Origin of the sequence: Clostridium lacusfryxellense, assembly GCF_018861735.1 — a bacterium.
Taxonomy (GTDB): domain Bacteria; phylum Bacillota; class Clostridia; order Clostridiales; family Clostridiaceae; genus Clostridium_AD; species Clostridium_AD lacusfryxellense.
Map to the genome: position 1 here is coordinate 1 of NZ_JAHLEB010000035.1, position 20,485 is coordinate 20,485.

The window sequence follows — 20,485 nt, forward strand, 5'->3', positions numbered from 1 at the left end:
ATGATGTTTTCTTATTGATAAAGTGAATTTATAGTGGTAATCTGACGTAAATCAGTTACTAGTAATAGAAATAAAACGCCTTTTCAATTAGGTATAATTTGACGTTTAACATTGCAGTAATTGCAAAGGTTTTTCCAAATCATCCATCTCTAGATTTAGCTATAGAATATTGGTGTTCACATATAAACAATGAAGGTTCTTTGCAAGATGGAGACATGCTATCAGCTGAGGGATCGTATACTGTAGCGTATCCACTTGCAGTTTTAGCCAAACTGCGAAATAGAGATGATTTAGCTAAACTTGCAATTAGGCAACTGATGATTGCAAAAGAAAAACTCGCAGATGGTGATAAGTTACATCTAAGGACTTTTTCAGACAATACCCATAGTTTTACTAATTGGGGAAGAGCTTATTCATGGTATATGTTAGGACTGGTGCATACGATAATTGAACTTGATGGTAGATATGATGTTAATGAACTAAAGAAGGAGTTTGTGAGAATATCAGACCTTGCATTATCATTTCAGCAAAAGGATGGACTATGGTGCTGCTTTGTAGATGATGTATCAACGCTTATAGATAATTCTTGTTCTGCAGGGATTGCAGCAGCTATTGCGCTTGGCATAAAAAACAATATACTTCCTAATAAATATTTAATTTTCGTAAAGAGTACACTAGAGGCATTGCAGACATATTTTACTCCAGATGGACTGCTGACTGGAGTGGCTCAAAGCAATAAAGGTGGAGAAGAACTACAAAGAAGTGGTTATAGAGTAATATCACAGATGGCTATGGGGTTAATGGCTTTATTAGTTAGAAATAGTAATGAATGATATATAGTCATTTAGATAATGTATAGTATTTTTTGTAAGCCTTATAATAATTGGATAGATTGTTAAAACCACTTTCCATTGCAATCTCTGTAATAGACTTATGGGTAGTATTTATAAGCTCTAATGCATGATTTATTCTTAATCTGATTATATACTCTTTAAAAGATAAACCTAAAGTATTACTGAAGAATGTAGAGAAATAGCTAATACTCATACATGCTATAGAAGCTCCTTGAGCTAATCTTATATCATTAATATAATTAGAGTTTATAAATTCAAGAGTTGAGTTTAATCGTTCTATCTTACCTTGCTTTATATGAACATCTTCAAAAGCTTTAGTGTTATCCTGAAAATGCCTTATTAGGGTCGTTATTATTTCAAGAAGTTTTGCTTTGAGCATAAGCTTATAACCGATTTGTTTATTTTCATATTCTATTGACATTGATATAAGTAAATCAAAAATATTCTTAGTTGCAGGGTTGTTATGTGGAAGTTTGTTACTAAAATTAGTAATCTTTTTTGAAAATGGTTCTAAATATTGATAATCGAAAATATTAGTTTCTCCAGACCAGATAAGAGAAGAAGAAAATAGTAATACCGGCTGAATCATATTTTCAGGTGGAAAGACTTCCCAGCAGTGAGGTTCTAATGAGTTAACTATTATTACGTCACCAGGTTCCATAATATATTTTTTCCCATTCACAACATAAAATCCACGACCTTTTTTAACATAAGAAATCTCTATGCAATCATGCCAATGGAAGATTGGAGATTCTAAGTGGTCAGGTTCAATTATAGCTGTGTGTATTTTAAGCGGGAAAGTTGAATCAAGTTTTATATTTTCTTTAATTATTTGCATAGAATCACCTTCAAATCACAAATTTTTATCGCTTTATAAACTCAGATGGGTTCATACCTGTCTTTTTTTTGAATAATCGGCTAAAGTAGTATATATCATGGTATCCGACTGTATCAGAGGCCTCACTTACATTGCAGTTACCACTTAGAAGAAGATCACGGGCTTTATTTATACGTATATGATTTTGATATTGTACGGTAGTAAAGCCTGTTATTTTTTTAAAGAGCAAACGAAAGTGTGAAGGGCTAAGGTCAGATAGTTTTGCGAGTTCCTCCACTGAATAATTGTTAGCATGATTAGCTTGAATCATATTCGCTATTTTTTCAATAGTTTGATAGTGAGTTATATCCCAGGAAGCAGAGTTGTTCTCTTTTATAAGGTAATATAACATATCCATTATAAATGATCTAGATTTAATTAAATATCCAGGCCTTTTTCCTGTCCAGGTATTGTTGAGCCCAGACATTAAGGAGGTCATGTGATATGAGGTTGGGGATGATACTATGGGGCTAAAGGATTCAAATTTTGATTTACTCCATTCATCTGCAAATTCAACATTAAATGAAATTGTATAGAAGTGCCAAGGATTTCGTGGATTACTAAAGGCAGTATGCAAAAAACCCTTCTTAAAGAATATGATGTCTCCTTTTTTAACGTTATAACTTTTGTTATTAAATAAATAGGTTGCTTCGCCATCAATGACATAGGCGAGAATATAAAGGTCAGCATGTAATATATTGCTAATTTTCCAATCGGCATTTGGTAACCTTTCAGCTACATGACCAATTGTGGTGACTAAAAAATCATAATCATTTTGAGTTTTCATAAAAACCTCCACGAATGTAGTATTATTAAAACTTTATTTTTCTATTTTTGTAATCTTAAACATTATATTGTTCCTTTACCTTTCTTCATTTCTATACCATGATAAATTGCATTATTTTTTAAGTTTCATATTATTAATGCATGTAAACTTTAAAATAATACACCACATCCTGTATTATTAATATAATAACCTTTACCTTCATAATATTCAATAACAATTACTAAATATGATTTTAAAGATGCTTTAACAGTAAAAGGTGGAGCTGATATGAATATTATGAACATTCATAATTTATTCATAAAATATATAATTTTAACCTTATTATTGTATACTTTACACCTTAACAATAAAGCACTTAGTTATATAATTATATTAAAGTAAACGTAAACAAAATTTAAACATTGAAAGGCGGTTGTTTGTTTGACATCTTCATTGATTAAAAAACAGTCAAGATTGATCCAAACACTATTATAAAAAAACTACTTTTAAAAAAGAATTAAGAAAGAATGGACCATTTTTTATTATAATATTAAAGAATACTTTTCCATTTGTTTTTGTAATTACACTTCTAAATAACTGGGAACTAGATAGAAATGTCTTAGTTGACTTACACAATAAATACGGAATTTGTTCGTACAAGATGGATGGAATCAAGTTTACCTCAAAAGTGGGTGAAGAAAATTTATCTGAAACTAAGAGCAAGAAAAACAATAAATATAACACAAAAAGCAAAGAAATTGTATATGTAATATAATATAATTAGTAAAAAGCATAGAAAATAGTCTTAATTATTTATTTGAGAGGATGGGAATTGTATGACTTATTCAGGATTTGCCGATGAGGCAGGACAAGACATTGAAACGCAGATAAAAGCAACTAAAGATATTGGATGGAGTAATATTGAAGCTCGTGATATAGACGGAGTAAATATTACTGATATGTCTGAGGAAAAATTTGAAGAAATTTGTGGTAAACTTAATGACGCTAAAGTAAATATTCACTGTTTTGGAAGTGCTGTTGCAAATTCAAGAAAAGAAGTAAGAAACGCAGAAGATGTTTTATATTCTAGAGAGGCATTAAAACGTGCTATTCCAAGAATGCAAATTCTAGGTACTAAGATTATAAGAGGTATGGCATTTAAACAAGCTTTAGATGTAATTCCAGATAGCCCAGAGATTGAAAAGATTATATTTGATAACATCAGTTATATGGTAAAAATGTGCGAAGATGCAGGTATTATATATCTATGTGAGAATTGTAGTGATTATTCTGCATTATCTTACCATCATGCATTAAGACTAGTAGATAAAATTAATTCACCTGCATTTAAGCTTATATATGATATGGGCAACACTGTTGGAGCTGATAACCGTATAGGAAACTCTCCTTATGCTAAGCAAAGTGCTTGGGAATTTTACGATAATGTAAAAGAATTTATTTATCATGTGCATATAAAAGATTCATTTATAGATAGTGAATCTAAGGCGAAGATACATACTTTTCCTGGTGAGGGTAGCGCAGAGGTTAAGCGAATTGTAGCAGATCTTATAAAAAGAGGTTATGATGGTGGGTTTTCTATAGAACCTCATATGTATAATGGCAGTGAGGGGTATGTTGAATATGGAAGAAGGTTTATGAATATTATTAAGGAAATTAAGTCTAAGTAGTTTAGAAAATGTTTTCTTAACATTATATAACCATGCAAAGAATTTACTTTGCATGGTTATTTGTTTAATTAACGATTGAATTCACTGAAGTTAATTCAGTTATTAAAACAATAAAAGCTAAGGTGGAAAATAACTCCACCTTAGCTTTAAATATTGTCATAATCTTTGACATTTAACAAATAAAATTCTTTATATATTAAAATAGGGAGGACAATTGTCTATGAAAAAATCATGGGTACAGGACAGCTTGAAGCCGAAATATAAATATTACTATCTAAAAAAATACCCGCAAAAAAGGAGGCCACTGAAAAACTATATAAAAAAGCTGCAGAACTTATTGTGAAACGTATAAATGGTAATTATGAAGGGATTAAACAGATAATAAATTTTGCGATTCAAGGCTAGCGCCTAAGTAACTAAATAAATCTTCCATGGTCTCTTTTGGAATATTAGAAAAATAAGTTTGATTTATAAAATGAAAAAGCATATGCGTATCAGGATCTAGGGTATCCATGGTATAAACACAATTTTCTTCCATTCATATAACTCCCTACAAATACTACCTAATTATCCAGTTTATTTCAAAACAAACTAATTTCAAAATAGCAGTATAGCACAATAATTAGACATTATAAAACAAGAAGACTAAATTAAATTAAGCTATAATTATGGTAACAACATATAAGAAAAATAAATAAGGAGTTGTTATTATAAATAAAAAATATGACTTTTCAGCTGAAATTAAATTCACAAATACCTATAAAAAATATAAAGAAGCCCATATTGCAAATGGTTTGACTGCTTTGCTTAATTCCCTAGTTAAATTGAAATCTGAAATACATGCAGGTGCTGTTCAAAATATGATGTTTTCACCAGAATTATTTAAAAACAATGGAGTTATTATAAAAAGTGTATTAAAGAGCTACTTTCAAAATGGTGGCACGCAAGCAATGATATCTGTAGTTAATAAAAATGATCTTCAGAAGGCGATGATTGAACCAGAAAATTACAGCAATTTGTTTGTTCGTGTGGAAGGTTTTAGTGCTAGGTTTGTTACGTTAGCTCGAGAGGTACAACTTGAAATATTAAGTCGAACACATTATTAAGTTAGGGGATGAATAAATGATTAAAAAAGGTAATATATTTGATATACAAAGATTCTCCTTATACGATGGACCAGGTATACGAACTACGGTTTTCCTTAAGGGATGCCCACTTCGTTGCATATGGTGTCATAATCCAGAATCTTGGCATTTAAAATCTCAACTTATGTTTAACAAGGAAAAATGTACGAATTGTGGGGAATGTTCTTTAGTATGTCCTACTGGGGCGCAAATCATGAAAAATAATATACATGAATTCTTACAGCAAAAATGTAATAAAAGTTTTAAGTGTGTTGATGTTTGTTCTTATGGTGCTTTAAAAATATCAGGTCTTGAAAAAGATGTTCAAGCTGTTATGAAAGAGGTGGCAGCAGATATTACTTATTATGATAATTCTGGCGGTGGACTTACTATATCAGGAGGAGAACCAACTGTTCAATGGGAGTTTACACTTGAACTATTAAAGGTAGCTAAGCAAATGAATATTCATACAGCAATTGAAACTTGTGGATTTGGGCAGCAGGAAGTTTTCAATAAAATTAGAAACTACACGGATCTTTTTCTTTTTGATATTAAAGACACAGGCAGTGCTCGTCATGAAAAATTAACTGGAGTTTCAAATATAAAAATACTTAAAAATCTTGATTTTTTATATAATCAAGGATCAGAAATTATACTTAGATGCCCAATGATTCCAGGAATTAATGATACAACAGAGCATCTTCGTGGAATTTCAGCGTTGTCAAGAAAATATCCCAATTTAAAAGGAATAGAGATTTTACCGTATCATGACATGGGAAGAGGCAAATGGAAAGAGATGCAAGTAAAATATACACTTGAAGGTTTAAAAATGCCAGATGATAAAACTAAGAAGGGTTGGATGGATACACTTATTAGAAAGATGGGTTGCCATAATGCAGTGCTTTTATAAGACGAAAACACCCTCAAATATTGATGGTGTTTTCAATTTTAAAAAATACTTGGTTAAAGGCCTTATATATTTTTCATAAGAATTTCTTTTCTGTAAGCGGATGGAGATGACCCGCTGTAGCTTTTAAAAATTTTATTAAAGTAATTTAAGCTTGAAAATCCTGTTTCAGACATTATTTGTATAATGCTCTTTTTTGAGGTAAGCAAAAGCTTTTCTGCATTTTTAATTCTAACAAAATTCAGGTATTGTATAAAAGTTTTACCTGTTGCAGCTTTAAACAATCTACAAAAATAATGATAATTTAGAGATAATTCTTTACAAGCCATTTCAACCGTAATAGGTTCATAGTAATAATTCTCAACTAATTTTAAAGCTTTATTAAGTTTTGAGAGCATATCTTTATTTTTATTGAGTATATCTAGTGATGAAAAATTAATAATGTTGTTTCTATATAAAATAGTTATAATTCTGTAAAGGCAAGATTTAATATACATTTCATAAGCAATCTCTTTTTTTACGATTTCTGATTGTATTTCAATTATTAAATTTGTTACATTAATATGTTGATGTAAATATTTAATATCAAGTAACTGATAGTCAAAGGTATTTTCGTTCAAAAAGGGTACAAGATATTTATAATCGGAGAGCAAAGTATTTCCTAAAATTAGACATGGGTCAAACTGTAGTAGATACATTTCTACAATGTTCTTGTTATCATTTACTATTGATGAATGAGCTATCATTCCATTTATTAAAAGTACATTACCGCTATTAACCTTAATTGTATCGTTATTTATAACAAACTCCATCTCGCCTTTTGTAACATATACCAATTCCATCTCTTTATGTAAATGAGGACTAGAAGATAAATCTTCCATAGAATTAATTGTAACACTAGCTCTAATTGGGAATTCTGGATCTGAAATTTTTATATATTCTCTTTTAATCTCCATTGATGCACCATCCTTTATAAAAGTCACAATTGATACAATTACTAAGCACAATATGTGTAGAATTATCAGCATATAAGTTTATACTTATATTATATACTATATCATTATAAGATGAAATTTATAATGATAAAAAATATTATATTATAAATAAAAACTATAAGTAAGGATTAAATATGGAGAGAAATGTAGAGGGGAGATTATAATATGAATAAACAAAAATTACATCAATTCACTAATGGTGGGAATTCATGTATTATTAAAAATTCAAAGACACCAAGGTATTGGTCTAATTATCTTTGGAGTGAAAAGGGATATTGCGCTCAAGTATCTCAGATAGGTCATGGAAGAAGCTATTACTTAAATGAAAAGGCTGACATGTGTATGGTTAATAACAATGATGCTAGGTATATTTATTTTCGTGATGAGGATAACAATACTTTTTGGAATATTGGTGAAGGTCCTTTGAATGAAACCGTTGATAATTTTGAATGCGAGCATAGCATCGGGTATACAACTTTGAAGTCTGAAAAAGTAGGAATAACAGCAGAGTGGCAATTGTTTGTACCACAAAATGGCTATAATGAGGTTTGGACATTAAAGATTAAAAATAATACTGATAGAGAAAGAAATTTGAGCATATTTTCAGCTGTGAGTTTTGATCTTGAAGGATTTAACTATCCTAGGTATTATGAAATGTACAGAAGTTTAGAGACATATTTTGATAGTGAACTTAATGGTGTATATTGTAAGTCTAATCATCCGTTTGCTCCTCATAAAAGATATAATGGGTATATATCATGTTCAGAAAAAGTACATGCTTATGATGGTGACTTAGCGAAGTTTCTTGGAGCTACAAGTTCCATAACCAAGCTTGATGCTAGTTCAATTGGACTATTTCAGAGGCCGGATGTTGTTATAAAAGGTATGGATTGTACCAATTCTTTGGCTGCGCTTTTTATACTTGGTGGAGTTTTGCAGAATAAAATTACTTTGGGCCCAGGAGAAGAGAAGGAAATAAGTTATGTTTTTGGAGTTAGTGAATCTCTAGAAGAAGCAAGGGAGGTATCTTTAAAATACTCTAATAAAATAAACCTTCAAAAAGAATTCGATGAAACACAGAAATATAATTATAATAAATACAGTTCAATGAACGTTAAGACTCCGGATGAGAAAATTAATAATATTATGAATAACTGGCTGAAAAAGCAGGTAGATTGTTGTATTGTGGGAAAAAAAGGAGTTAGAGACAACCTTCAAATTTCAGTGGCATTACTTAGTTATAGACAGGAAAAAGCTAAAGAAGAAATAATTGAATGTTTAAGACATCAGTTTAAAGAGGGTAATGCTGTACTTACTTGGTTCCCTTATGATGATACAAGATATTCGGATCAACCTTTTTGGATTATATGGGCGGTTTGTGAGCTAATTAAGGAAACTGGTGATTATGATCTGCTTAAAACAGAGATTGAATACCAAAATGGTGGAAAAGGTACTATGATTGAGCATGTCAAAGCTGCAGTTAATAGACTTATTGAAGATAAGGGACGTAATGGTCTTATTAGGATTTTTGTTGCTGATTGGAATGATGCACTTAATATCACAACAGATGAAGAGGCAGAATCAGTAATGTTATCTGAGCAATTTTGTCTTGCATTAAAGGAATTAAGTGTGTTGATGAAGAAAATAGGGGAAGAGAGTTATGCGGGATCACTTTTGACTGAATATGAAATACTAAAGGATACAATCAACAAGGTTGCCTGGGATGGAGAATGGTACATGCGCGCACTAAGCGAGAAAGAAAATATAGGTTCAAAAGAAAGCGATGGCAGTAAAATATACATTAATGCACAGACATTTGCAGTACTTGCAGAAATACCGGACGAGGAAAGATTAAAATCGGTAATAAAATCAATTGATTCTATGGAACATGACTTTGGTTTTCCATTAAATATGCCAGCATATCCTGAGTATTCGCCTAATGTAGGCCGTATGTCAGGGATGCTTCCAGGACTTTTTGAGAACGGAGGAGTGTATTGTCATGCAACTGGTTTTAAAATAGTTATGGATTGTAAAATTGGGAGAGGAGAGCAAGCATTAAAAACATTAAAAAAGATAATGCCAGACAGTGACTTGAATCCATCAACAAGTTCTGGTGCAGAACCTTATGTTTTCACAAATTGTTATTCAACACATCCTAAATATTACGGAAAATCTTATTGGTCTTGGACAACAGGAACATCTGCTTGGACAATGATGGGACTATACGAGGGTATACTTGGAATTCAAAGAGATTATGATGGATTAAAAATAAATCCATGTATGCCACCACAATGGGACAAAGCTGAGGTAAACAGGGAATTTAGAGGCGATAAGTATCACATTGTTATAGAAAATCCAAAGCATTTATCGAAATCAGATCTAATTGTAACAGTAGATGGTAATAAAATTGAAGGTAACATATTACCATTATTTAAAGACAGAAAAATTCATGAAGTTAACGTAGTTATGAAAGGAAGCATTTAAAAGCTTTAAATGAAATAGAGGATGTGAAAAACTTAGGAATTTGTTTTTCACATCCTTTTTATTATAAAAATTATCTAAATAAAAGAATAACGATTTATTTCAATTAGATACTTTTTCTTCAGTCCATAGTAGGATAATTCCAGATTTAGTCGCAATAGTAACTTCACCATGAGAGGAAACTTTAATTTCATTACCACTCCATAAATCTTTATAAGTGCCTTTTGGAGCTTTTATAGTTATATATTGTTCGTATTTATTTGATTTATTTGGAGCAAAAATAGCCCATAAAGAACCTTTTTCTACTTGTACTGGAATAACAAAAGTATATGTTGAACCTGTAATTGGATAAACCTTTTCCCTGCAGCTACTAGAAGCTCTTTTAATTATATATTTAATAGTAGGCATTGTATCCCAATTATGAACTAATGAGGGTCCCAAAATTCCTCTACAGATGATAATCTTACCTATTCCAAAAGCTCGTTCCCATACGCAGGGTTCTCCATCTTGAACAAATCTTAATTCTTCCCAGGGTTTCCAGCCAGCATCTTCATCAAAGACAGCATCCAATCTTGTTAATAACCATTTGCTAATGGTTATTCCGTTCAAGGAAACCTCATAGCCCTACCAGGAACCTGTGGTAAGTCTTTTCCTTCTACCCATTCAATAGCTTGAGAAGAGGGATCGTATGCTATAAATGATTTTGACTTATAACTACTCCATTCTCCAGTAATATTAAGAGCATACTGTAACCGTTCATTAACTAATGCTAACATTTTACTTCTAGGTGTTGGATTATCATTATCATCTAGCAATCCCCAGTCACCAGCTTCGAAATCCTGACTACGAATATTTAAACACCAACCACATACAGACTCTGCACCGGCAGCAATACATGCAATGAAGAATTGTCCGATTTCACTTGCAGAAGCTTCACAAGGCTTAAAAGCTGAATTAAAGGTATTTCCAGTCTGAACTTCAGTAACCTCAACTCTTTTTACAAAAGAATGAGCGGCTTGCTTTCTTAAACCTGTTGCCATTAAAGCAGGAAATAGCTCTCTATTGGCATATCTAAAATTCCAGGCAGGATGGTAGCTTGCTCCAACTATGTCTACTACTTTTCCCATGCCATCTAGATCAATACCTCCTTCAGCTTGATTGTTCAAAAATGGTATTGGGTTAATGCAAGTCTCAGTGGTTGCATCAAGGCTATGTAATATATCTTTCGCCCAATTTAATTCGCTTATTAACCATTCTGAGCGGCTTATCCAATCGTCTAACCAAGGTCTATAAATATTCCACCAAGATGCTCTATGCACTGGGTTTGGAATATTCTCTGGGAAAGGAACTTCATTAAAATAGTTATAGCCTGTAAGCCAAAGTTTCTTTAAGGTTTCTATACAGGTTTGTTAGTAATATTATGATATCTACCCGGTAATGATATAAAAAGGGTTCCAGCATTTAAATCATAATTGACTTCGTTTTCAGAATAGGTACCTTGTCCTTTCAAGATATAGCAAACTTCAAAAAATGAATGCTTATGAACTAGATTGGTTTTATGGTTAGGTGCAATTCCCCAATATATATTAAAAGCACATTTTTTATCACTAGTTATTTTTATCTTTTGATTCAATATCATTTCAACTTCTTTTGATTTTATAGCTAACATATCTATGCTCCATTCAAATTTTTATATCACAAAATGTATTAATATGCTTTAATTATGAACTGAAACGTTAATTATATCAATATTAACTTAATTAATAAAAATTGGAAAGATTCTATTGAAGTTTATGTCAGTTCCATTTACAATGGTTATAGATAGTTAAAGGTTACAAATTTTATTACGTTAAGTAACAAAAAACATAAACATATATGGAGGAAAGCTAAATGTCTAAGAGAATTACAATGCAAGATGTGGCAAATAAGGTTGGAGTTTCTAAGGTAACAGTTTCCAAAGCTTTGACAGGTAAAGGTGAAATTAGCGAAAGTATGAGAGAGAAAATTAAACAAGTTGCAAAAGAACTTGGATATTTATATAATCACACGGGTAAGAATCTGGGTAATAGTCTAACCCGAAGTATTGGAATTATAACTTCAGAAAGATATTTTGGACAGGATGCTAATTTTTATATAGACATGTACAAAATGATTTCTGATGAATTGGAGAATTTAAACTATACAACTATATTACATATTCTTAGTCCAGAAAATGAAAAGAATTCTATTATACCTCGAATGATTCTAGAACAGAAGATTGAGGGAGTTATAATACTAGGGCAATTGGCAAGGGATTATTTGAAGAAAATAAATCAATATCAATTTCCTATGGTATTCCTAGATTTTTATTATAATAACTTTGATGTAGATTCGGTTATTACAGATAACTTTTTTTCAGCCTATGAAATAACCAGCTATCTTATAGAAAATGGGCATAGAAACATTGGATATGTCGGAAATATAAAGCTTACAAGTAGTATTCAAGATAGATATCTTGGATACTACAAGTCCATGTTAGAATATGATCTTGAAATTAAACCTCAATGGATAATTAGTGATAAGGATGATGATGGAGAGTGGAAGGAAATAGAATTACCAAAAGAAATACCAACTGCGTTTGTATGCAATTGTGATATTGCTGCTAATAATTTAATAGAAAAACTTAAAGCTAGTGGATACAACGTTCCAGAGGATTGCTCTGTAGTAGGTTTTGATGATAGTATACACGCAACATTATCTATACCTCAAATTACTACAATACGTGTAAATCTTCAGGAACTGTCAAAGGTAGCTATAAAAAAGATTATTAAGAGAATAAAAGATTTTCATAGATACAGTAGTAGAGTAATGGTTAAAACCAAGTTGATAAAAAGAGATTCAGTAATAAAAATATTATGAAATCATTCCAATATTAAGCTTGACCAAGAAAATAATTTATAGTAAAATATTTATGTAAGGTAACAAGTAAGGTAACAAATAAATAGGTAAGGTAATTAGAAGTTAGACGAATATAAAGTAGTTGTATTGTATTAATTTAGAATTAATAATTTAAAAGGAGCTGTAAAAATGTTTAAAGAAGTTTATGAACTTGAATTAAAGAAATATAACGACCTTATAATAAGAAAAAATGAAAAAACAGGAGAATATAATGGTATTTATGACCGCCATAAGTATCCAGTTTTAACAAGGCATCATGTACCTCTAGCTTGGAGATTTGACTTGAATGAACAAACTAATCCTCTATTTATCGAGAGATTAGGTATAAATGCAGTATTAAATTCAGGAGCTATTGAGCTTAATGGGAAATTCTATCTTGTGGCTAGAATTGAAGGGAATGACAGAAAATCCTTTTTTGGAGTGGCAGTAAGTGATAACGGAATCGATAATTTTAGATTCTTGGATTATCCTATAGAATTTGCTGATGTGGAACCTAATGAAACCAATGTCTATGATATGAGACTTACAAAACATGAAGATGGATGGATATACGGAGTATTTTGTTCTGAGAGCAAGGATACAGATCCAAATACAACTGATCCCTATGCAGCAGTGGCTGCAGCTGCGATAGTAAGGACTAAAGATTTAATAACTTGGGAAAGGTTGCCTAATATTAAGACTCTTTCACCTCAGCAAAGAAATGTAGTACTTCATCCTGAATTTGTTCAAGGCAAATATGCTTTCTATACTAGACCTATGGATGCGTTTATGGAAGCAGGGAATGCTGGCGGTGTCAGTTTTGGGTTATGTGAAGATATAAATAATGCAGAGATAAAAAATGAGGTTTTGGTAAGCCCAAGACAGTATCATACTATAACAGAAGCGAAAAATGGTTCTGGGTGTGTACCAATAAAGACTGAAAAAGGGTGGATTCATATTGCGCATGGTGTAAGAAATACTGCGGCGGGCTTAAGATATGTGCTATACGTATTTGTTACAGACCTTAAGGATCCAAGCAAGGTTATAGCAACTCCAAGTGGATATTTTATGGCGCCACTAGGAGCTGAAAGAACTGGAGATGTATCTAATGTACTATTTGCAAATGGTGCTATAGCTAGTGAAAATGGTGATGTTTACATATATTATGCATCTTCAGATACAAGAATGCATGTAGCAACCACAACACTTGAGCGCTTAATTGATTATGCTTTTAATACTCCATCAGACCCTCTACGCTCTGTGGATTGTGTAAAGCAGAGAAAAGAATTGATTAGAAGAAATCTTGAATTATTAAAAAAATAAATAAAAAGTTAATTAGCTCCATAACTATATCTGTAGTATAGTTATGGAGCTAATTCTATATACTAAATTCAATTAAATAAGTGAAAATTTAACCTTCGACGATTACCGAAGGATTATTATATTGCAAGGAGGACTTTAATTGTTATTGAAAAAAATATTTATAAGTTTACAATATAAGGTTTTTATATTTAGTTTATTCCTAATTATTATTCCTCTTACAACCATAGGTATAATTTCAACTTTGCAGAATACTAAGATTATTAAAGAAAAAATAGGAATTTCAAATTCAAATACTGTAAGTCAGATTGGAAATAATATAGAGATGATTCTAAAAGATGCACATGGCATTTCACTTTATCTTATTCAGAATGAAGAAGTTCTTAATTTTTTTAAATTAACCGATAAAAATTTAGACAACATAATAGATGAACAAAAGGTGAAAATTTATAATTCATTAGATCACTTAATTTTATCTAAGCCATATATAGAATCAATATATTTTAAGAATTTTAATGGAATAACACTTGATACTAGTGGATATATTAATGAAATTGATAAGAAAACCGAGGAACAGATAACAGATCTTAAGGGAGGATATATTTGGACCTTTAGTACTTTAATAGACCGTGATAATAATAAAAGTAATGTTTTTTCATTAGTGCGAAATGTAAATGATATAAATAGAATTAGTAATCCTGTTTATATTCTTAAAATAAATATAAATACTAGTAAATTAATTGAGTTATATAAAAATAAAATTATAGGAAACAAAGGAGATTTTTTGATTTTTGATAATAACAACACTATCATATCATCAATAGATAAAAGTAAAATAGGGAGTAAAATTCAAAGAGAAATTTCAGACCTAAGTTTATATAAAAATAGTAATGGTTATTTTGAGATTGATATTAAAGGTGAAAATTATCTTGTTAGCTATTATAGTATTAATAATACTGATTGGAAATTAGTTAACATGGTGCCTGTAAGGGATTTGCTAAAAGAGAATATAGTAATAGAGAAAAATATGCTATTAGGGAGTATTATAATATTTTTTCTTTGTTTATTATTTTCCATCATATTTTCTCGTAAAATTATTAAGCCAATAAAGCAACTTATGGGTGAAATGGATACGCTAGAAAATGACAACTTTGATGTAGTTATTGAAACTAAGGGAAATTATGAAATTGCGCTTTTAAGTAGGAGCTTTAATAGTATGGCAATAAGACTCAAAGAATTGATTAATCAGGTCTATATTGTGAAATTAAAACAGCGAGAAGCAGAACTTCAAGCATTACAGGCACAGGTAAATCCACATTTTTTATATAATACATTAGATACAATATACTGGATGGCAAGAGTTGAGAAGGCTTATGAAACTAGCAAACTTGTTGAAGCACTTTCAAAGCTTTTTAGGTTAAATCTTAACAGCGGTAAAGATGTAACAAAGGTAAAATATGAAATAGAGCATCTGAAAAGTTATATTGTTATCCAGGAAAAAAGACATGGTGACTTAATTGAATTTTCATTAAATATAGACCAGTCGTTACTTGAACATAATACAATTAAGCTTGTTCTTCAACCAATAGTGGATAATGCTATATATCATGGAATTGAAAAAAAAGGAGAACATGGACATATAGATGTAACAATTAAAAGTGATAATAACAAACTTATATTTACGATAAAAGACGATGGTATAGGTATAGATACTATTGAATCTAGTAAGTTTCTTCAAAAAGTTGGAGAAAACAATAGAGGATTTTCCATTAAAAATTTAAATGACAGGCTTAAACTATATCATGGGGAAGAATATGGAGTTGAATTTATAAATACAGGGGCTGGTACTATAGTTAATATTTATCAACCCTTAAGTGAGGGAGAAATATAGATGCTTAAATTAATTATTGTTGATGATGAAGCTGTTATAAGAAAGGGAATAATAACATCTATTGATTGGTGTAGTTATGATATAGAGGTGGTAGCAGAAGGTATAAATGGGAGAGATGGAATGGATAAGGTTCTTATTAATGAGCCCCATATTTTAATTACAGATATTAGAATGCCTGTAATGGATGGCCTTGAACTCTCAAGAATTGTTAAAGAAAAACTTCCAACTACGAAAATCATTATTTTGAGTGGATACAGTGATTTTCCTTATGCAAAGGAAGCCCTAAAAATTGGTGTAAATGAATACTTATTAAAACCAGTAGGAGCAGAAGAACTAATAAGCACAGTTGTAAAGCTTAGAGATCAAATATTACAGGAACAAGAGAAAATAAATTTGGAACTTTCCTCATATATATTCTTCAACGAAAATTTACCATATATGCAATCAAGATTTTCAAATGAACTGGTAAATAGTGAGATTCCACTTAATGACTCAACTTATTATGAAGGGAATAAATTTGGTATATCAATAAATGGTCCTGAATATCAAGTTTTAGTTATAGAAATCGATAATTTTGTATTGTTAACTGAAAACTATTTAGAGAAACATAAAAACTTACTTAAGTTTGGAATTATAAATATCATTAGTGAAAATTTAAATTTGATTGCTACAAGTGCCGTTGTCTATGGTGAAGGTAATTCTGTCTTAGCACTAATAAATATTAATTCTGATAACAAAAGGAACATTAAAGATGTTTGTATTGAGATTCAATTTGATATAAAAAAATATATGAAGGTAACAGTCTGCATAGGAATGGGGGGAGTATATGCCAGTTTAAATAATATACCAAAATCCTACGTTGAGGCTAAGAAGGCTTTAAAATCTAAGGTATTTAAAGGGAAAAATCAGGTTATTATATTTGATGAATTAGGGGATGATTTTAAATTCATTTCTATGACTTTCCCAACTCAACATAGTAAACAACTACTTGATTGTATAAAGTCTATGGATTATTTAAATTTAAATCATATAATTGATCAAATATTTATTAAGTTTTTAGAAACAAAACTAAATTATGAATTGATTAAAAATATAATAGTTAAAATAATAATTAATGCCTTAAATTTATTGGAAGAAATAGGTGTAGATTTTGAAAAAGACTTAGGAAAAGCATTTGATCCGTTTATTGAAATTGAAAAACATGAAACAATAGAAGATATACATGTTTGGGTAAGTGGTTTATTTGAACATATTATAGAATTAGTGAAAAAAAGTAAAAGTGAAAGTTACAGAAAAATTATAAATATAGCAATGAATTATGTTAATGAACATTATAGTGAAGATATAAAAATTCAAGATATAACAAAAGGAATTTATATAACACCCAACTATTTTAGTACAGTTTTTAAAGAAGAGGTAGGAGAAACATTTGTAGATTGGCTTAATAGCTTCAGAGTAGAAAAAGCAAAAGCACTATTAAAAGATATAAAACTTAAAACATATGAAGTTGCTGAAAAAGTTGGATATAATGATTATAAATATTTTTCAACTGTTTTTAAGAAATATACTGGTTTTACACCGAAAGAATTTAAAGAGGCTAATAATATTTGACGGATACAAGAAATTTAGATACTTTAGTAGAATATCAAGTTTATTTTTAATTCCATTTATTATATAATTATTTTAAGAGCAAAGGGCCCTTAATTATAGAAAAACTATTTAATATAGGAGGAAAAGAAATGAAAAAAAAATCATCTAAAATATTAAGTTTAGTACTTGGAGCTTCAATGATTATGACGCTTACAGCTTGTGGACCCAAGGTGAGTAAAACTAGTGAAGCTGGCAATAAAAATGAAAAAATAAATTTATCATTCATGAATTTTTTTGTAAGGGATAGTATGGATGGGAATGGTAAAGCTTTTGTAGCACAATTAGATAAATTCAAGGCAAAATACCCGAATGTAACTATTGACGAAGAATCCTTAGCTCCAGCTTCCTATGAAACAAAAATAAAAACTTTAGCAGCAGCAAATGAAATGCCAGATTTATTCTACGTTAAGGGATCTATGGTCCAAAATTTTATTGACAATAAGCTTATTAATAATGTAGATGATATTCTTGCAACGGATAAGGAATGGAAAAACGGATTTGTAGATGGAGCTTTTGGAGATTTTACAGTGGATGGAAAAACTTACGGCATACCTATTTCAATGGTAAGTACACATACAATTTACTATAATAAGAAGTTATTTGCTGATGCCGGAGTAAACGTATTCCCAACAGATTGGAACGGGTTTAAAGAGGCAATTGCTAAAATCAAAGCAACAGGTGTAATTCCAATAGCGCTTGGAAACAAGGACAAATGGGTTGCTGAATCATGTATTCTAAGTACACTTGGGGACAGATTTACAGGAACAGAGTGGTTTAACGGTATAAAAGATAAAAAAGGTGGGAAATTTACGGATCCTGATTTTGTTAAATCACTTGCTGCATTACAAGACCTTTCTAAAATAGGGGCTTTTAATTCAGATTTAAATAGTATTGACAACAATCAACATCAGGCTCTTTATATGAACGGCAAAGCAGCAATGATTATCGAAGGGGGTTGGGCTACTTCTCAATTAATTGATAAAGCCCCGGCAGATGTACTTAGTAATACAGAATTTGCACTACTTCCAGCGGTGGAAGGTGGGAAAGGTGATACGATGACTACATCTGGCGGTTCGGGTTGGGCATTTAATATAAATTCAAAGTTAACTGGAGCAAAAAAAGATGCTGTAATTGAATTGATGAAAATGGGAACGGGCAAGGAGCAAGCAAAGCTTGCAGTAGAAAATTCTTCAACGCCAGCTCAGAAAGCTGAAAATGTAGATAAAACGAAAATACATCCACTATATGCAAAGTATATTGAGTTTATATCAAAGGCTAAATACACCCCTGTATATGATGTTCAGCTCTCGCCTCCTGTTATAGAAGTTATGAATAGTGGTTTGCAAACGCTTCTTTTTAATAAAACTTCGCCTGAAGATTTAGCTAAACAAATTCAGAAAGAGTATGAAAAGAGTAATTAAGATATTAAATATAAAATAAATTTCTCCGGAATGTTTATTTTGGAGAAATTTTACTAAGGAGGATGGTATTACTTGAATAGCACATTATTTAAACCTAAAGCTAAAACGTTAGTGTCATTTCTATCATTGGGGATTATAGTTTATAGTTTTATTATAATTATTCCGCTTGTAATGTCTTTAAGATATAGCTTCTTTAATTGGTCTGGTGGTCCAAATATGAAATTTGTAGGTATTAATAATTATATTGAACTTATAAAGGACATGGACTTTTGGTTATCATTTAAGAATAATGTTATAATCATTGTCTTATGCGTTATTGGTCAAATAGGTACTGCTTTGATACTTACTTCTTTAATGATGTCTAAATTATTAAAATTTAAGGAATTTTATAGGACAACTATATTCATTCCCGTTGTAATATCTACTGTAGTTGTTGGATTTATATGGAATTTAATATACAGTAAGGATTTTGGCTTACTCAATTGGCTCTTAAATTCTTTAAATTTGAAAGCTTTGATAAAGCCATGGCTGGATGACCCAGATATAGTGTTATATTCGGTTACCGCACCACTAGTTTGGCAGTTCATAGGTCTTTATCTGATTATATTTATGTCTGCAATACAAGGTATCTCAAAAGAAATATTTGAAGTTGCTGAATTAGATGGTGCAACTGGTATAAAAAAGGCAATTTATATAACAATTCCTATGCTAAAAGATGTAATAAAAGTAACAATAATGTTATGTATTGCTGGTAATATGAAAGTTTTTGACAGCATCTATGTAATGACAGGTGGAGGGCCAGGTAAAAGTTCTATGGTTATGGCACAATATGCTTACAACAATTCATTTACAATGTTTAAGCTAGGTTATGGTAGTACCATTTCTATAGGAATACTTATCTTAAGTTTTTCTTTTATTTTTATAAGCAGAAAACTAATGGGAGGGAATAAAGATGATTGAAAAAATAATTTCAAAACCGCTTGGGTTTTTAGTAAATGTAATGGTTTTTTTATTTTCAGTTACTTGTGTGTTCCCCCTAATATGGGTAATTTATTCATCTTTAAAAACACAACAGGAATTTAGTTTAAATATAATTTCGCTTCCTAAAGGGTTGCAATTTAGTAATTATATTGAAGCATTTAAAATAGGTAAAATGCAGATCTATTTTTTAAACAGTATGTTTAATAGTATAGTTGCTGTATCGTGTATAATGTTTATAGCCTTTATAACTGCCTATGCTTTGGCTAGATACAAATTTAAAGGACGTGACCTAATATATTCAATGTTTATGGTTGGAATGCTAATACCTATACAAAGTTTACTAGTTCCTGTTTTTGTGGAATTTAAAACTTTTGGACTTTTAGATAATCGTATTACATTATTATTACCGTATATAGCTTTCGGGTTACCTATGGCAATATTTTTGATTGAGAGCTTTATTAAAACTATTCCAATTTATATGAAGGTTCAATGGAGTAACTTATATTGTGATCTAAATAATAAAAATAGTTTTTCCTGCAAAGGATACGATGATGATAATGAAATTCGAATTCGATAATGTGAAATACGTTATTAATATCTAAAGCTATTATTGA

19 protein-coding genes are annotated in these 20,485 nt (G+C 30.4%); 12 read left to right on the forward strand and 7 right to left on the reverse strand.

What is annotated here, in order from left to right; genetic code table 11:
• Positions 1 to 98 precede the first annotated feature (98 nt).
• Positions 99 to 833 carry a glycoside hydrolase family 88 protein gene (locus KPL55_RS17195; protein ID WP_216307978.1) on the forward strand — a complete coding sequence of 245 codons (735 nt, stop codon included), beginning with the start codon at positions 99 to 101 and terminating at the stop codon, positions 831 to 833.
• Between the two features lie 7 nt (positions 834 to 840).
• Here KPL55_RS17195 and KPL55_RS17200 read toward each other — a convergent pair whose 3' ends face one another.
• Both KPL55_RS17200 and KPL55_RS17205 read right to left on the reverse strand, forming a co-directional pair.
• Positions 841 to 1,692, reverse strand: a complete 852-nt coding sequence (locus tag KPL55_RS17200; protein WP_216307979.1) for an AraC family transcriptional regulator — start codon at positions 1,690 to 1,692, stop codon at positions 841 to 843.
• A 25-nt stretch (positions 1,693 to 1,717) separates the two neighbouring features.
• Positions 1,718 to 2,518: an AraC family transcriptional regulator gene (locus KPL55_RS17205; RefSeq protein ID WP_216307980.1), complete on the reverse strand. Its 801-nt coding sequence runs from the start codon at positions 2,516 to 2,518 to the stop codon at positions 1,718 to 1,720.
• Between the two features lie 815 nt (positions 2,519 to 3,333).
• Between KPL55_RS17205 and KPL55_RS17210 the strand changes: the two genes are divergently transcribed.
• Positions 3,334 to 4,185, forward strand: coding sequence for a sugar phosphate isomerase/epimerase family protein (locus tag KPL55_RS17210; RefSeq protein WP_216307981.1), 852 nt, complete (start codon positions 3,334 to 3,336; stop codon positions 4,183 to 4,185).
• A 370-nt stretch (positions 4,186 to 4,555) separates the two neighbouring features.
• Here the strand turns inward: KPL55_RS17210 and KPL55_RS17215 are convergent, their stop codons facing one another.
• Positions 4,556 to 4,723: a hypothetical protein gene (locus KPL55_RS17215; protein WP_216307982.1), complete on the reverse strand. Its 168-nt coding sequence runs from the start codon at positions 4,721 to 4,723 to the stop codon at positions 4,556 to 4,558.
• Positions 4,724 to 4,979: 256 nt separating this feature from the next.
• Here KPL55_RS17215 and KPL55_RS17220 point away from each other — a divergent pair, with 256 nt between their 5' ends.
• Entirely contained in the window at positions 4,980 to 5,291 is a 312-nt protein-coding gene (locus KPL55_RS17220) for a glycine radical domain-containing protein (protein ID WP_281418868.1), read from the forward strand.
• A gap of 16 nt (positions 5,292 to 5,307) precedes the next feature.
• Positions 5,308 to 6,219: a glycyl-radical enzyme activating protein gene (locus KPL55_RS17225; protein WP_216307984.1), complete on the forward strand. Its 912-nt coding sequence runs from the start codon at positions 5,308 to 5,310 to the stop codon at positions 6,217 to 6,219.
• Between the two features lie 62 nt (positions 6,220 to 6,281).
• Here the strand turns inward: KPL55_RS17225 and KPL55_RS17230 are convergent, their stop codons facing one another.
• Positions 6,282 to 7,172 (reverse strand): AraC family transcriptional regulator, encoded by an 891-nt coding sequence (locus tag KPL55_RS17230; protein WP_216307985.1) that lies wholly within the window; start codon positions 7,170 to 7,172, stop codon positions 6,282 to 6,284.
• A gap of 204 nt (positions 7,173 to 7,376) precedes the next feature.
• Between KPL55_RS17230 and KPL55_RS17235 the strand changes: the two genes are divergently transcribed.
• Entirely contained in the window at positions 7,377 to 9,695 is a 2,319-nt protein-coding gene (locus tag KPL55_RS17235; protein ID WP_216307986.1) for a GH36-type glycosyl hydrolase domain-containing protein, read from the forward strand.
• A 99-nt stretch (positions 9,696 to 9,794) separates the two neighbouring features.
• On the opposite strand, the gene KPL55_RS17240 is transcribed toward KPL55_RS17235, so the two are convergent.
• The 3 genes from KPL55_RS17240 to KPL55_RS17250 form a co-directional block, all read right to left on the reverse strand.
• Entirely contained in the window at positions 9,795 to 10,301 is a 507-nt protein-coding gene (locus tag KPL55_RS17240; protein ID WP_216307987.1) for a hypothetical protein, read from the reverse strand.
• The gene (locus KPL55_RS17245; RefSeq protein ID WP_216307988.1) at positions 10,298 to 11,011 is read right to left on the reverse strand and encodes a hypothetical protein; all 714 of its coding nucleotides are present in this window, start codon (positions 11,009 to 11,011) and stop codon (positions 10,298 to 10,300) included. Before KPL55_RS17245 ends, KPL55_RS17240 begins: the two co-directional genes overlap by 4 nt.
• Positions 11,012 to 11,088: 77 nt before the next feature.
• Positions 11,089 to 11,361 (reverse strand): AraC family ligand binding domain-containing protein, encoded by a 273-nt coding sequence (locus tag KPL55_RS17250; protein ID WP_216307989.1) that lies wholly within the window; start codon positions 11,359 to 11,361, stop codon positions 11,089 to 11,091.
• 221 nt (positions 11,362 to 11,582) lie between these two features.
• On the opposite strand from KPL55_RS17250, the gene KPL55_RS17255 reads away from it, so the two are divergent.
• From KPL55_RS17255 to KPL55_RS17285, 7 genes are all read left to right on the forward strand, one after another.
• Complete coding sequence (locus KPL55_RS17255) at positions 11,583 to 12,590, forward strand: substrate-binding domain-containing protein (protein ID WP_216307990.1); 1,008 nt, start codon at positions 11,583 to 11,585, stop codon at positions 12,588 to 12,590.
• 168 nt (positions 12,591 to 12,758) lie between these two features.
• Positions 12,759 to 13,931, forward strand: a complete 1,173-nt coding sequence (locus KPL55_RS17260; RefSeq protein ID WP_216307991.1) for a glycoside hydrolase family 130 protein — start codon at positions 12,759 to 12,761, stop codon at positions 13,929 to 13,931.
• Between the two features lie 139 nt (positions 13,932 to 14,070).
• Positions 14,071 to 15,819, forward strand: a complete 1,749-nt coding sequence (locus KPL55_RS17265; RefSeq protein ID WP_216307992.1) for a sensor histidine kinase — start codon at positions 14,071 to 14,073, stop codon at positions 15,817 to 15,819.
• A complete protein-coding gene (locus tag KPL55_RS17270) occupies positions 15,820 to 17,430 on the forward strand; it encodes a response regulator (RefSeq protein WP_216307993.1) in 1,611 nt (536 codons plus the stop codon).
• Positions 17,431 to 17,558: 128 nt separating this feature from the next.
• Positions 17,559 to 18,890 (forward strand): extracellular solute-binding protein, encoded by a 1,332-nt coding sequence (locus KPL55_RS17275; protein WP_216307994.1) that lies wholly within the window; start codon positions 17,559 to 17,561, stop codon positions 18,888 to 18,890.
• A gap of 72 nt (positions 18,891 to 18,962) precedes the next feature.
• Positions 18,963 to 19,850 (forward strand): carbohydrate ABC transporter permease, encoded by an 888-nt coding sequence (locus KPL55_RS17280; RefSeq protein WP_246599583.1) that lies wholly within the window; start codon positions 18,963 to 18,965, stop codon positions 19,848 to 19,850.
• Entirely contained in the window at positions 19,843 to 20,448 is a 606-nt protein-coding gene (locus tag KPL55_RS17285; protein WP_216307995.1) for a carbohydrate ABC transporter permease, read from the forward strand. Before KPL55_RS17280 ends, KPL55_RS17285 begins: the two co-directional genes overlap by 8 nt.
• Positions 20,449 to 20,485 lie beyond the last annotated feature (37 nt).

Coding starts and splice junctions, on each gene's coding strand:
- KPL55_RS17210 (WP_216307981.1), top strand. CDS start 3,334: ATGACTTATTCAGGATTTGCCGATGAGGCAGGACAAGACATTGAAACG.
- KPL55_RS17215 (WP_216307982.1), bottom strand. CDS start 4,723: ATGGAAGAAAATTGTGTTTATACCATGGATACCCTAGATCCTGATACG.
- KPL55_RS17275 (WP_216307994.1), top strand. CDS start 17,559: ATGAAAAAAAAATCATCTAAAATATTAAGTTTAGTACTTGGAGCTTCA.
- KPL55_RS17225 (WP_216307984.1), top strand. CDS start 5,308: ATGATTAAAAAAGGTAATATATTTGATATACAAAGATTCTCCTTATAC.
- KPL55_RS17270 (WP_216307993.1), top strand. CDS start 15,820: ATGCTTAAATTAATTATTGTTGATGATGAAGCTGTTATAAGAAAGGGA.
- KPL55_RS17230 (WP_216307985.1), bottom strand. CDS start 7,172: ATGGAGATTAAAAGAGAATATATAAAAATTTCAGATCCAGAATTCCCA.
- KPL55_RS17285 (WP_216307995.1), top strand. CDS start 19,843: ATGATTGAAAAAATAATTTCAAAACCGCTTGGGTTTTTAGTAAATGTA.
- KPL55_RS17235 (WP_216307986.1), top strand. CDS start 7,377: ATGAATAAACAAAAATTACATCAATTCACTAATGGTGGGAATTCATGT.
- KPL55_RS17205 (WP_216307980.1), bottom strand. CDS start 2,518: ATGAAAACTCAAAATGATTATGATTTTTTAGTCACCACAATTGGTCAT.
- KPL55_RS17255 (WP_216307990.1), top strand. CDS start 11,583: ATGTCTAAGAGAATTACAATGCAAGATGTGGCAAATAAGGTTGGAGTT.
- KPL55_RS17250 (WP_216307989.1), bottom strand. CDS start 11,361: ATGTTAGCTATAAAATCAAAAGAAGTTGAAATGATATTGAATCAAAAG.
- KPL55_RS17260 (WP_216307991.1), top strand. CDS start 12,759: ATGTTTAAAGAAGTTTATGAACTTGAATTAAAGAAATATAACGACCTT.
- KPL55_RS17200 (WP_216307979.1), bottom strand. CDS start 1,692: ATGCAAATAATTAAAGAAAATATAAAACTTGATTCAACTTTCCCGCTT.